Here is a 12,995-nt window from a genome sequence, read left to right on the forward strand (position 1 = left end):
GCCCCGCGCCCCGACGTCGCGCATTCTGGACATACGCATTCCGCCCAGGAACCCGTCCGTCGGACCGATCTCCCCCGTGCCGTGCGTGAACAGATGGTGTGCCGCTCCCGACGGCCGTCGCAACAGCGTTTTTCGGCCATGAAGGCAGTCTTGTGCGAAATAGCTTCACGGTCTTGGGTGTTACGAGCGCTGCCGGGCAGTCCGCCCGTGCAGGCCGGAACAGGAGGAACTCGACATGCCAGAGGGAGACTGTACGGAACGCCCCGCGCGGCTCGGCCGAGCCGTGACGGAGCCGGAGATCGAGGCCCTGGTGCGCGGCATCTGCTTCAAGACGGGCCCGCCCACCGTCACCGGTGTGGAGCTGGAATGGCTCCTGCACCGACCGGACGCACCCGACGCCCCCGTGACGTCCGCCCGTGTCGACGCCGCCCGCGCGGCCCTCGGGACCAGGTCCCTGCACTCGGCGGTCACCGTGGAACCCGGCGGCCAGCTGGAGCTCAGCTCGCTGCCCGCCGACTCGCTCATGGAGTGCGTCGCAGCCGTATCGGCCGATCTGGCCGTCGTGCGCGACGCTTTGAGACCCCTCGACCTCACCCTCACCGGCCTCGGCGCCGACCCCTGGCGCGCCCCGAGCCGCATCCTGCACGAGCCGCGCTACGACGCGATGGAGACCTGGTTCGACCGCGCGGGTGACGCGGGGCGCCGGATGATGTGCTCCACGGCGTCCGTGCAGATCTGCCTGGACGCGGGGTACGAGGAGCCGGGTCCCCTCGGCTACGCCCGCCGTTGGCGGCTCGCGCACCTGCTCGGGCCCGTCCTGGTAGCCGCCTTCGCCAACTCCCCGCTGACGGAGGGCAGGCGCACCGGCTGGCGTTCCACGCGGCAGGCGGTGTGGGCGGGCATCGACCCCGGCAGGTCGGCGGCTCCCGCGCTCGACGAGGAGCCGCGGGCGGCCTGGTCGCGGCACGCCCTTGACGCGCCGGTGATGTGTGTGCGCGCCGAGCCCGCCGACAGCGCGCCGTGGCTGGTGCCCGAGGGCCTGACCCTGCGGTCCTGGGCGCGCTCGAGGACGCCCCGCGCGCCCACCCGCGACGACCTCGACTACCACCTGACGACGCTGTTCCCGCCGGTCCGACCGCGCGGGCACCTGGAGCTGCGGATGGTCGACGCGCAGCCCGGCGACGACGGGTGGATCGTGCCGCTCGCGGTGACCTGCGCGCTGTTCGACGACGCGGAGGCGGCCGAGACGGCCTACCGCGCCGTCAAGCCCCTCGCCGAGCGCGCGGGGGCCACGCCGCCGCCGCACAGCCCGCTGTGGCTGGACGCGGCCCGGTACGGCCTCTCCGACCCGGAGCTGCACGACACCGCCGCGGTCTGCTTCGCCGCCGCGCTCGACGCGCTGCCGCGGCTCGGTGCCGACCGGCGGGTGCTCGCGGCGGTCGCCGCGTACGCCGAGCGGTACGTGGCCCACGGCCGCTGCCCCGCCGACGACCTGCTCGACGCCCTGCCCGACGACACGCCCGTACACGGGACACACGAGATACCTGGGACACACGGGACGCACGGGGCAGACGAGACACACCAGGGACTTGGGACGCCCCACCCGGGAAGGACGCACACCGATGACCGGTGACAGGACCGGAATCCAGGACGACGTTTCGACCACCCCCCACGGCACCCCCCACGGCACCCCCCACGAGACCTCCCACGGCACCCCCCACGACACACCGGCCGACACCCTCACCGACCCCGAGGCGCTGCGCGAGCGCGCGCGGACCGCGCTGCTCGCCGCGCGGGAGCGCACCGCGCTGCTCACGTCCTGCGTCGAGGGCCCCGAACTGACCGCGCAGCACTCGCCGTTGATGTCCCCGCTGGTGTGGGACCTCGCGCACATCGGCAACCAGGAGGAGCAGTGGCTGCTGCGCGCCGTCGGCGGCCGTGACGCGCTGCGGCCCGAGATCGACTCGCTGTACGACGCCTTCGAGCACCCCCGGGCCGCCCGGCCCTCGCTGCCCCTGCTCGCGCCGGACGAGGCGCGCCGCTACGCCGCCGACGTGCGCGGCCGTGCGCTCGACGTCCTCGAGAGCACGCCGTTCCACGGCTCGCGGCTCACCGACGCGGGCTTCGCCTTCGGGATGATCGCGCAGCACGAGCAGCAGCACGACGAGACCATGCTGATCACGCACCAGCTGCGCGCGGGCGCCCCGGCGCTCACCGCTCCCGATCCCGAGCCCGCTCCCCCGTTCACCGGCCCCGCCGAGGTCCTCGTCCCCGGCGGCCCGTTCCGGATGGGCACGACGACGGAGCCGTGGGCGCTCGACAACGAACGGCCCGCGCACCGACGGGTCGTGCCGCCGTTCTTCCTCGACACCACGCCGGTCACCAACGCCGCCTACCGGCGCTTCATCGACGCGGGCGGCTACGACGACCCGCGCTGGTGGGACGAGCGCGGCTGGGACACGGTGCGCCGCGACGAGCTGACGGCGCCGCTGTTCTGGCGGCGCGAGGCGGGCCAGTGGCTGCGGCGCCGCTTCGGCCACGTCGAGCCGGTGCCCGACGACGAACCGGTCCTGCACGTCAGCTGGTACGAGGCGGACGCCTACGCGCGCTGGGCCGGGCGGCGGCTGCCCACGGAGGCCGAGTGGGAGAAGGCCGCCCGCCACCACCCCGGCGAGGACCGCTCGACGCGCTACCCCTGGGGGGACGCGGAGCCGACGCCGGACCGGGCCAACCTGGGCCAGCGGCACCTGCGCCCGGCGCCCGCGGGCAGCTACCCGCGGGGTGCCTCGCCCCTCGGCGTCCGGCAGCTGATCGGCGACGTGTGGGAGTGGACGTCGAGCGACTTCCTGCCCTACCCGGGCTTCGTCGCCTTCCCCTACCGGGAGTACTCGGACGTCTTCTTCGGCGGTGACTACAAGGTGCTGCGCGGCGGTGCCTTCTCCGTGGACGCCGTCGCCTGCCGCGGTACGTTCCGCAACTGGGACCACCCGGTGCGGCGGCAGATATTCTCCGGCTTCCGCACCGCGCGCGACCTCACGGCGGCCGAGACCGCCGCGGGACTCGCCTGATGTGCCGCCACCTCGCCTTCGTCGGCGAGCCCGAGACCCTCGGCGCGCTGCTCGTGGCGCCCGCGCACAGCCTCTTCCGGCAGTCGTGGGCGCCCCGCAGGCAGCGGTACGGGACGGTCAACGCGGACGGCTTCGGCGTGGGCTGGTACGCGGACGGCGATCCGGTGCCCGCGCGCTACCGCAGGGCCGGGCCGATCTGGGCCGACCAGTCGTTCGCCGACCTCGCCCGCGTGGTGCGCTCGTCGGCGGTGCTCGCCGCGGTGCGCGACGCCACCGAGGCGGGCGCCGACGGGGAGGCCGCCGCGGCCCCGTTCGGCTCGGGGCCCTGGCTGTTCAGCCACAACGGCGCGGTGTCCGGCTGGCCGGGCACGCTGGCCTCCGTCGCGACCGCGCTGCCGCCCGCCGACCTGCTGTCCCTGGAGGCGCGCTGCGACTCCGCCCTGGTGTGGGCCCTGGTCCTGGAGCGGCTGCGGCGCGGCGACGCCATGGCGCAGGCGCTTGGCGACGTCACCGCCGAGGTCGCGGGGGCCGCGCCGGGCTCCCGTCTGAACCTGCTGCTCACCGACGGCGAGACGATCGCCGCGACGGCCTGGGGCGACACCCTCTGGTACCGGGCCGAGCCCGGCCGGGGCACCGTCGTGGCCTCCGAGCCGTACGACGAGGACCCGCGCTGGCGCGAGGTGCCCGACCGCACCCTGCTCGCCGCGGGGCGCACCGACATCCTGCTGACCCCGCTCAAGGAGCCCACCGCGTGAGCCCGTTCCTGCTGACCCGCACCCTGCCCGAGGACGCCACCGGCGCCGCGCTGCGCGCCGACGTCCTGCACGGCCTCACCCGATCCGCCGCCCACGACCCCGCCGACGGCTCCGCCCGCCCGGGCGTGGCCCCGACGGCGAAGTCGCTGCCGCCGAAGTGGTTCTACGACGCGCGCGGCAGCGTCCTGTTCGACGAGATCACCACCCTGCCCGAGTACTACCCGACGCGTGCCGAACGGGAGATCCTGGTGGCCCGTGCCGCCGAGATCGCCGAGGTGACGGGTGCGCGCACCCTGGTCGAGCTCGGTTCGGGCTCCTCCGAGAAGACCCGTCACCTGATCGACGCGCTGCCCGGCCTGCACACCTATGTGCCCGTCGACGTCAGCGAGTCCGCGCTCACCGGCGCGGCGAACACCCTGCTCGCCGAGCGTCCCGCGCTGAACGTGCACGCGCTCGTCGCGGACTTCACCCGCGGTCTCGCGCTGCCCGGCACGCCGGGGCCGCGCCTGATCGCGTTCCTCGGCGGCACCATCGGCAATCTGCTGCCCGCCGAGCGCGCCGCGTTCCTCGGCTCCGTACGCGATCTGCTCTCCCCCGGTGACGCGCTGCTCGTCGGCACGGACCTGGTCAAGGACGAGTCGGTGCTCGTGTCGGCGTACGACGACGCGACGGGGGTGACCGCCGCGTTCAACAAGAACGTCCTGCACGTCATCAACCGCGAGCTGGGCGCGGACTTCGATCCGGACGCGTTCACGCACGTCGCGGTCTGGGACTCCGCCCGCGAGTGGATGGAGATGCGGCTGCGCTCGGGCGTGGACCAGACCGTGAAGATTCCCGCGCTCGACCTCGCGGTGCACTTCGAGCGGGGCGAGGAGATGCGTACGGAGATCTCCGCGAAGTTCCGCCCGGAGGGCGTGCGCGCCGAGCTCGCCGACGCCGGTCTCGCGCTGACCCACTGGTGGACGGACGAGCGGAACCGCTTCGCGCTGTCGTTGAGCACTCCGTCCTGAGGGTCCGACCGGAGCGGGCCGTCCCTTGACCGTGCGCCGGGGGTGGGGCGCACCACGCGCCCCACTCCTCGGCATGTCGGTCAGGGGGCGTCCAGTTCCTCGGTGAGCCGGGCGGACGCCGCCTTGGCGGCGGCGGCCGCGTCGGCGCCGCCGAGCACCTTGGACATGTACTTCTTGATCGGGTTGTCGGCCTCCACGGCCGCCCACTGGGGCGAGTTGGGCGTGGCCCTGCCCTGCGCGGCCCCGGTGGCCATCGCGGCGACGGCGGCCTCCCCGGAGACGGCGGAGGCCAGCGTCGTCTTGTTCGGCACGTAGTCCATGGTGCGCGCGAGGTCGCGCTGCCACTTGTCACCGGCGAGCGCCTTCACGACCTCGACGGCGCCCTTGCGCTCGCCGGTGCCGTCCCGCACGACCAGGTCGGAGCCGCCGGTGAAGACGGCGCCGGGCTTGCGGGCGGTCTTGCCGGGGACGGGGAAGTAGCCGAGCTTGCCCTTCAGCTCGGGGTTCTTCTCCTCGATGGCGCGGGCGACTCCGGGTACGGCGATGAGCTGCGCGACGTCGCCCTTGGCGAACACCTCCGCCTGCGGCGGGTGCTCCTCGTCCGCGTTCGGCGGTCCTTCGCCGAGCGCCTGCAACTGCCGGTAGAAGTCCATGCCGCGCAGCGCGGCGGGCGTGTCGAGGGTGCCCTGCCAGTTGCCGGAGCTCTCCTTGGCGAGGTCGCCGCCCTCGTCCCAGATGAAGCCGGCGAGGGTGTACCAGTCCTGGCCCGCCAGGTAGATCCCCTGGGTGCCGCCGGAGTTGAGCCGCTCGGTGTCCGCGAGCCACTGCTGCCGGGTCCTCGGGGGCTTCTTGATCCCGGCCTGGGCGAACAGCTCCTTGTGGTAGATCACGACACGGTTCGCGGCGTACCAGGGGATGCCGTACTGGCCCCCGTCGTAGCGGCCCGGCTCGGCGAGGCCCGGCAGCCAGTCCTCCATGCCGAGGTCGCGGGCGGACTCCAGGGTGAGGTCCTCCAGGCCGCCCTGGTCGACGTACTGGGCGACCTGGGTGTTGCCGACCTCGATGACGTCGGGCCCGTCGTCGCCCTTCAGGGCGGCCTTGACCTTCTCGCCGATGCCGGTCCACTCCTGGAGCTTGATCTCCAGGTCGAGGTCGTCGTGCTGCTTCTCGAACTCCTCGGTGAACCGCTTCAGGAAGGCGTCCGACGCGCTGCCCCTCATCAGCCACACCGTGACGGTGCTGCGGTCGTCACCGCCACCGGGCAGGAGGCCGCAGCCGGGCAGCAGGGCGGTGGAGGCGAGAGCCAGGGTGAGGGAAAGGGCGATACGGAGGCGGCGCGGGTTCACGTCGGTCACTTTCTGACTGCGGACAGCACGGGGATGGCCCGACGTGGGGAAGAGCTCAAGCTCGAAGGAGCACCAGCTCGAACGGGTGTGCAGGATTTTGGTATGGACCAACTCACCGGTCAAGGGGCGTGCACACATTTGTGGCACATCTGTGGCACTTCGGTGGACACGTGCCCACGGGTTCCTACGATTCCTCCGAGAGGCCCCCGCACGTACCCGGCACTACGGTGGGGGGCACCGCACCGCCGCGGAGAGGAGAAGCCCGCTCATGTCCGACCACACCTATCGGGTCACCGAGATCGTCGGCACCTCGCACGAGGGCGTCGACCAGGCGATCCGCAACGGCATCGAACGCGCGTCACAGACCCTGCGCGGCCTCGACTGGTTCGAGGTCACCCAGGTGCGCGGCCACATCGAGGACGGGGAGATCCAGCACTTCCAGGTCGGCATGAAGGTCGGATTCCGCCTGGAGGACGCCTCCTAGGCCGCTGCCCCCAGGCCACCGCGTCACAGGGCGCGTCCCGGGACACGGCCTGCCCGCACGCATCGACCGCGGGTGGCACGCCCCTCACGTACGCCCCTGCCGTTCCTGCGCGTCCCGCAGCTCCGCGGACGCGCTGCCCCAGCGCGCCCGCACCACCGTGAACCCGGCACGCTCCGCGTCGGCGCACACCAGCTCGTCGTCGTCCACCAGCATCCGGACCTCCCGGTCCCGGGCGAGGCGGCGCAGGATCTCCAGCTTGGTGCGGCGCGCGGGGCGCCGGTCCTGGTCGCCGCGCATCCAGATCCGCCCGGCGGGCAGCCCCTGCGCGGCCAGCCACGCCTCGGTGTCGGCGCGGCAGCGCTCGGGCCGCCCGGTCAGATAGACGACCTCGCACTCCTCGGCGCTGTCGCGCGCGAGCCGCACCCCCCGCTCCAGCGGCGGGTCGGCGGGGGCGGCGGCGAAGAACGCGTTCCAGTCACGAGGTCTGCGCCGCAGGTGGCGCTGGCGGTGCGCGGTGTCCGCGAGGGTGTTGTCCAGGTCGAACACGGCGAGGGGCCGCTCGCCCCTGCTGTCGTCGTACGTCACGCGGCCAGCCTAGGGAACGCACCCGTCAGCCGCTCGGCGGGCACCACTCGAGGAGCAACAGCGTCGCGTCGTCGCGCAGTTGGTTCCCCTGCCGGTCGAGGATGGAGTGGATGAGCTGGCGCAGCGCCTCCGGGGCCGATTCGCCCGCGGCCGTCGCCCGGATGATGCTGTCGGTGAACCGGTCCAGGCCGAACTGGGTGCCGCCGCCGGTGCGCAGCTCCGTCACGCCGTCCGTGTACATCAGCACCCGGTCGCCGGGTTCGAGGGGCTCCTCGTGGACCTCCCACGCGACGTCGGCCAGCATCGCGGGGGTGCCGAGGGGCGGCTGCGGCGGGCGTTCGAGCGCGCCGCCGAGCACCCGGTGGTCACGGATGAGCAGGGGCGGCGGATGCCCGCAGTTGCACCACCGCAGCACCCCGCCCGCGAGGTCGAGCTGGGCGAGGATGCCCGTGCAGAACTGCTCGGGCAGCCACTGGGCGAGCGCGTGCTGGATGGTGTCGACCAGCTCGGGCAGCTCCGCCTCGGCCCGCCGGGCGTTGCGGCAGCCGGCCATGGCCACCGACGTCGTCAGGCCCGAGGCGAGGTTGTGGCCCATGGCGTCCAGGATCGCCACGTGCAGGGTGGAACTGGTCAGGGAGTGGTCGAAGACGTCGCCGCCGATGCTGTAGGCGGGTTCGAGCACGGCGGTCGAGACCACCCGCGAGTTGCCGACCGTACGGGGCGGCAGGAAGGCCCGCAGCATCTCGGCGGGGAGCTGCATGACCTGGGAGCGGGTGCGGCGCGCGAAGCTGTCGCTCGCCGCCCGCTTCGAGGTGATCACCATGGCCAGGACGGAGGCCAGCATGCGGCAGCGCCGCAGCAGCACCCCGTCGATCAGCGGGGCGGTGGCGCCGATCACGCCGAGCCGCTCGGCCCCGTCGATCAGCGGCAGCCAGGTGGTGATCTTGCCGCCCTGGGCCAGTTCCTCCACGCGCAGCTCCTGCGCCCGATAGGCCGATCCGGCGACGGACGTGGACACGCTCAGGGCGGGCGGCCCCTGCGCCAGCGGCACCAGGGCCCGCTGCTGGAGGTCCACGAGGTACACGTCGATCCGGTCCAGGCCCTCGGCGTCGGCGAACCGCTGCACCAGGGCGGGCAGCTCCGCCGGGGTCGCCGCGTGCGCCGCGGCGAGGAGCTCCTCCAGGAGCTGCTCCCCCGGCCCTGACGCCCTCGGTTGGCTCACCATCTGCGATCACCGCCTCAGGGGCAGTCTCACACCGGGCGCCGCATCCCGCCCGCGCTCGGCCCCGGTGCGCGCGGCGGGTCCCACGGCCCCCGGCCGGGGGGCCATGGTCCCGGGGGTTCGTGCGTTTGGTCCCGGTGTGCGGCGCCGCCGAACGCGGAACCAGATCCCGGACCGCACGAACCGGCTGAGGGAGTTAGGGCTGTGCCAGGCGAGACCGGTATGCGCCACGCCGGGGAGCCCGTGTGCTCCCGTACGGCCGACGTCGACCTGCCGTGGATCGAGGAGGCGGTCCAGGTCGCGCCGCGCGACGCCCGGGAGCTGACGAAGCTGTTCTTCGACCGGCTCCAGGGCCTGGAGCCGGGCACGCCGGAGCACACGTACGCGCGCAACACCCTGATCGAGATGAACGTCACCCTGGTGCACTACGTGGCGAGCCGGTACCGCAACCGCGGCAGCGGTCACATGGAGGACATCGTCCAGGTCGGGACGGTGGGGCTGATCAAGGCGATCGACCGGTTCGACGTGGGCCGCGGCTTCGAGTTCACCTCGTTCGCCGTGCCCTGGATACTCGGCGAGATCAAGCGCCACTTCCGTGACACCAGCTGGGCCGTGCACGTGCCGCGCAGACTCCAGGAGCTGCGGTCCGAGCTGTCCAGGTCCCAGGAGCGGCTCTCCTGCGTCCTCGGCCGTGAGCCGACGGTCGACGAGCTCGCCGCCGATCTGGGAGTGCCGCAGGAGCAGGCCCTGGAGGCGATCGTGGCCGCCAACGGGTACGCCGCCGGGTCCCTGGACGCGCCGAACGACCCCGGCGAGGACGGCGACACCCGCAACGGCGGCCGCTCGGTCGCCGACGTCATGGGCGCGCCGGACCCCGCCCTGGAGATCGTCGAGCAGCTGCACGCCCTCGCCCCGCTCCTCGCGGAGCTCGGCGAGCGGGAGCGCCGCATCATCGAGATGCGGTTCGGCCAGGAGCTGACCCAGGCCGAGATCGGCCGGGTCCTCGGCATCTCGCAGATGCAGGTGTCGCGGCTGCTCTCGCACACCCTGGCGCGGTTGCGGACGGGCCTGCTCGCCTGCGACTAGCCCGGGGCGGCGCGGCCCGGGCCCGGCGGGACCGACCCGGCCCACACCCCCGGGACGCGGTGGGCCCAGGGGGCGGCGCGCTCCAGCTGGCCGGCGAGGCGGAAGAGGGTGTCCTCGCGGCCGTGTCCGGCGGCGAACTGCATACCGACGGGCAGTCCGGTGGCGGGGTCGGACTCCAGTGGCACGGACATGGCGGGGGTCCCCGCGACGTTGTGGACGGCGGTGAAGGGCGAGCGGTCGAAGATCCGGTCGATCCACCCGGGGCCGTCGAGGTCCTCGACTCCTTCGGCCCACTCGCCGAGGCGCGGCGGCAGTTCCGGCAGGGTGGGGCCGAGCAGCACGTCGTACCGCAGGAAGTGGCGGCCGACGCTGCGGGCGACGGTGTTGCGCACGCCGAGCGCGCGGACGAGGTCGGGGCCGGTGACGCGGCGGCCGAAGGAGTAGCCCGCGAGCGTCTCGGCCTGCACGGTGCCCGGGTCGACGGTCCTGCCGAGCGCGGCGGCCAGGCCGTCGAGCCAGGGGACCAGGTTGGCCGTCCACAGCCGCGCGTTGGCGAGTACGTACTCCTCCCAGCTCACGCCGAGGTCCAGCGTGGCCTCCGACACGTCGTGGCCGAGCGAGGTGAGGAGTTCCGCGGTGCGGGACAGGGCGGCGGCCACCGGGCCCGCGGTGCCGCGGCCACCGCCCGCCGCGGTGACGACGCCGACGCGCAGGCGGCCCGGGGCGCGGGTGACCTCCTCGGCGTAGGCGCGGTCCGGCTCCGCGGCGGAGTACGGGTCGCCGCTCTCGGGCCCCCGCATCCGGTCGAGCAGCGCCGCGCTGTCGCGCACCGTGCGGCTGACGCAGCTCTGCACGGCGAGGCCGTTGAAGATCTCGTCGGCGTCGGGGCCCATGGAGACCCGGCCACGGGTCGGCTTCAGACCGAACAGGCCGGTTCCGGCCGCCGGTATGCGGATCGAGCCCGCGGCGTCCGTGCCGTGGGCGATCGGGACGATCCCGGCCGCGACCGCCGCCGCCGCGCCGCCGCTGGAGCCGCCCGCCGAACGGCCGAGGTCCCAGGGGTTGCGGGTCGGCCCGTACAGGACGGGCTCGGTGGTGATGCCGTAGGCGAACTCCGGGGTCGCGGTGCGGCCGAAGGTCGCGAGCCCGGCCGCGCGGAAGCGGCGCATCAGCGACGAGTCGTCCCGCGCGACCATGCCTCGGGCGAGGCGGCTGCCCAGCTCCGACCGCTTGCCCGCCATGGTCACGCCCACATCCTTGATCAGGAAGGGCACCCCGGCCAGCGGCGCCGGCCCTGCGGCCGCCCGGTCCGCGCCGCCCGCACCGTCCGCCCCCTCGCCGCCTTCGGCGGGCCAGGTCTCCACCACCGCATTGATCAGCGGGTTGACGGCGGCGACGGCATCGAGCGCGACCGCCTCCAGTTCGGCCGCGGTCACCTCGCCCCGGGCGACGAGCCCGGCGAGCCCCACGGCGTCATGGGTCACGTACTCCGACAGTTTCACGGGAATCCCTCCACAGAAAGCACCGTTCAGTCTCGAACGATACCGACCGGTATCATACAAGACCGGACGGTACCGTAACATGGGACCTGACCGACGGCCGGGCGAGATCTTTTTCAGCCCGTCCGGCGTTTGAGGACGAGGCGCGAAGCGCCGATTGTCTGAACGGATCCGGACGGAAAGGGGCAGCCATGCCGGAAGCAACGAACGAGGCGAGGCCCGGCCGCGCGAACCGCGTGGCCAAACTGCCGCCCCGCGAGCGCATCCTCGACGCGGCCGAGGAGCTGTTCCACGCCGAGGGGATCAGGGGCGTCGGCGTCCAGGCCGTGGCGGACAGGGCCGGGACCACCAAGGCCGCGCTGTACCGCCACTTCGGCACCAAGGACGCGCTGGTGGCGCAGTGGCTGCTGATCGTCGCCGCCGACTACGTGGCGGCCTTCGACCGGGTCGAGGCACGGTGGCCGGACGACCCCCTGGCACAGGTCAGGGGCATCGCCGCGTTCGTCGTCGACACCCTGCCGACGCTCTCGCACCGGGGCTGTCCCTTCATCAACTCCCTGGCGGAGCTGCCCGACCGCGACCACCCGGCGCGCCGGGTCGTCGAGGAACACAAGGCGCGCCAGCTCCGCCGCCTCACCGCCATGTGCGCGGCGGCAGGGCTCACGGACCCCGAGGGGGCCGCGGCGGAGATCACCTTCGCCCTGGAGGGGGCCCAGGTGAGCGCTCAGAACGGCAGCGTGGACCGCATCGGCGAACGGCTCGTCGCGTGCGTCGACGCCGTCCTCGCTCGGCACGCCGCATGAGCGGCGGCACGCGGGACCGGGAGCCGGGCGGCTCCCAAGCGGTGTCGGCTCCGGCTCCCGGCGTCCCGGCGGTGCGGTTCTCGGTGCTCGACCGCTCCCGCACCCGGGAGGGGCACGACGACGCCGCGGCGCTGCGGGACTCCGTGGCGCTCGCGCGGGAGCTCGAAGGCCTCGGCTACCACCGGTTCTGGGTGTCCGAGCACCACGGTGTGCCCGGGGTCGCGGGTTCGGCGCCGACGGTACTCGCGGCGGCGGTCGCCGCGGCCACGCGCACGATCCGCGTGGGCACCGGCGGCGTGATGCTGCCGAACCACCAGCCGCTGGTCGTGGCCGAGCAGTTCGGGGTCCTCGAGGCGCTCTTCCCTGGGCGGATCGACATGGGGCTCGGCAGGTCGGTCGGGTTCACCGACGGTGTGCGCAGGGCGCTCGGGCACGACAAGGGCGACGCGGACGACTTCGCCGCCGATCTGGCCGAGCTCCTCGGCTGGTTCCGCGGTACGTCGGGGACGGGCGTGCACGCCCGTCCGAGCGAGGGCCTGAGGGTCCCGCCGTTCGTCCTCGCCATCGGCGAGGGCGCCGCGATCGCCGCGGCCGCGGGTCTGCCGCTGGTCGTCGGCGACCTCAGGGGTCGCGAAAAGATGCTGGCCGCCATCGACCGCTATCGTGCCGCGTTCCGGCCCTCCGTCTGGTCGGACGAGCCGTACGTGGTGGTCTCGGGGACCGTCGCCGTCGCGGAGTCCGAGGCGGCGGCCCGCCGCCTGCTCGTGCCGGAGGCCTGGTCGATGGCGTACTCACGCACCCACGGCACGTTTCCGCCGCTGCCGCCCGCCGAGCGCGTCGAGGAGCGCGCGGCGACCGGTGCCATGAAGCAGAAGGAGCGCGACCTCTACGAGTCGGGGCTGCGCGGGCACATCCACGGCACCGAGGACCAGGTCGCCGAGGCCCTTGCGACACTGATCGGGCAGAGCGGCGCGCAGGAGGTCCTCGTGACCACGAGCACCTACGACCGCGAGGGCCTGCGCGACTCCTTCAGGCGCCTCGCCCGGATCACCGGCCTGCCGTCGCCCGCCCCCTCGCCCGCACTCGCGCGGGGCACCGGACGCCCCCGGGGTGCGGAAAGCACCCCGGCCTAGAATC

Annotated in this window: 12 protein-coding genes; 8 read left to right on the forward strand and 4 right to left on the reverse strand. The window is 73.9% G+C overall.

Going from position 1 to position 12,995, the window contains the following annotated elements; all coding sequences use genetic code 11:
* The first annotated feature begins 235 nt into the window (after positions 1-235).
* Genes egtA through egtD form a run of 4 tightly spaced genes read left to right on the forward strand, consistent with a single transcriptional unit; the run spans position 236 to position 4,833 of the window.
* Complete coding sequence (egtA, locus tag ACH4DX_RS07815) at positions 236-1,633, forward strand: ergothioneine biosynthesis glutamate--cysteine ligase EgtA (RefSeq protein ID WP_398154424.1); 1,398 nt, start codon at positions 236-238, stop codon at positions 1,631-1,633.
* Positions 1,623-3,068 (forward strand): ergothioneine biosynthesis protein EgtB, encoded by a 1,446-nt coding sequence (gene egtB / locus ACH4DX_RS07820; RefSeq protein ID WP_398154425.1) that lies wholly within the window; start codon positions 1,623-1,625, stop codon positions 3,066-3,068. Before egtA ends, egtB begins: the two co-directional genes overlap by 11 nt.
* Entirely contained in the window at positions 3,068-3,823 is a 756-nt protein-coding gene (egtC, locus tag ACH4DX_RS07825) for an ergothioneine biosynthesis protein EgtC (RefSeq protein ID WP_398114372.1), read from the forward strand. Before egtB ends, egtC begins: the two co-directional genes overlap by 1 nt.
* A complete protein-coding gene (egtD, locus tag ACH4DX_RS07830; protein WP_398154426.1) occupies positions 3,820-4,833 on the forward strand; it encodes an L-histidine N(alpha)-methyltransferase in 1,014 nt (337 codons plus the stop codon). The genes egtC and egtD overlap by 4 nt, the downstream gene beginning before the upstream one ends.
* 80 nt (positions 4,834-4,913) lie before the next feature.
* Here egtD and ACH4DX_RS07835 read toward each other — a convergent pair whose 3' ends face one another.
* Positions 4,914-6,188: an extracellular solute-binding protein gene (locus ACH4DX_RS07835; protein ID WP_398154427.1), complete on the reverse strand. Its 1,275-nt coding sequence runs from the start codon at positions 6,186-6,188 to the stop codon at positions 4,914-4,916.
* Between the two features lie 259 nt (positions 6,189-6,447).
* Between ACH4DX_RS07835 and ACH4DX_RS07840 the strand changes: the two genes are divergently transcribed.
* Positions 6,448-6,663: a dodecin gene (locus ACH4DX_RS07840; protein WP_030571831.1), complete on the forward strand. Its 216-nt coding sequence runs from the start codon at positions 6,448-6,450 to the stop codon at positions 6,661-6,663.
* A gap of 84 nt (positions 6,664-6,747) precedes the next feature.
* On the opposite strand, the gene ACH4DX_RS07845 is transcribed toward ACH4DX_RS07840, so the two are convergent.
* Positions 6,748-7,248 (reverse strand): hypothetical protein, encoded by a 501-nt coding sequence (locus tag ACH4DX_RS07845; RefSeq protein ID WP_398114376.1) that lies wholly within the window; start codon positions 7,246-7,248, stop codon positions 6,748-6,750.
* A 25-nt stretch (positions 7,249-7,273) separates the two neighbouring features.
* A complete protein-coding gene (locus ACH4DX_RS07850) occupies positions 7,274-8,473 on the reverse strand; it encodes a PP2C family protein-serine/threonine phosphatase (protein WP_398154428.1) in 1,200 nt (399 codons plus the stop codon).
* Between the two features lie 219 nt (positions 8,474-8,692).
* Between ACH4DX_RS07850 and ACH4DX_RS07855 the strand changes: the two genes are divergently transcribed.
* A complete protein-coding gene (locus ACH4DX_RS07855; RefSeq protein WP_398154754.1) occupies positions 8,693-9,556 on the forward strand; it encodes a SigB/SigF/SigG family RNA polymerase sigma factor in 864 nt (287 codons plus the stop codon).
* Here ACH4DX_RS07855 and ACH4DX_RS07860 read toward each other — a convergent pair.
* Entirely contained in the window at positions 9,553-11,058 is a 1,506-nt protein-coding gene (locus ACH4DX_RS07860; protein ID WP_398154429.1) for an amidase, read from the reverse strand. The two genes, ACH4DX_RS07855 and ACH4DX_RS07860, sit on opposite strands and share 4 nt — an antisense overlap.
* 188 nt (positions 11,059-11,246) lie before the next feature.
* Here ACH4DX_RS07860 and ACH4DX_RS07865 point away from each other — a divergent pair, with 188 nt between their 5' ends.
* Positions 11,247-11,858: a TetR/AcrR family transcriptional regulator gene (locus ACH4DX_RS07865; RefSeq protein ID WP_398154430.1), complete on the forward strand. Its 612-nt coding sequence runs from the start codon at positions 11,247-11,249 to the stop codon at positions 11,856-11,858.
* Positions 11,855-12,991: an MsnO8 family LLM class oxidoreductase gene (locus ACH4DX_RS07870; protein ID WP_398154431.1), complete on the forward strand. Its 1,137-nt coding sequence runs from the start codon at positions 11,855-11,857 to the stop codon at positions 12,989-12,991. Before ACH4DX_RS07865 ends, ACH4DX_RS07870 begins: the two co-directional genes overlap by 4 nt.
* Positions 12,992-12,995: the final 4 nt, after the last annotated feature.

The sequence above is a fragment of the Streptomyces sp. NPDC017940 genome (genome assembly GCF_044328435.1).
In the GTDB taxonomy this organism is placed as follows: domain Bacteria; phylum Actinomycetota; class Actinomycetes; order Streptomycetales; family Streptomycetaceae; genus Streptomyces.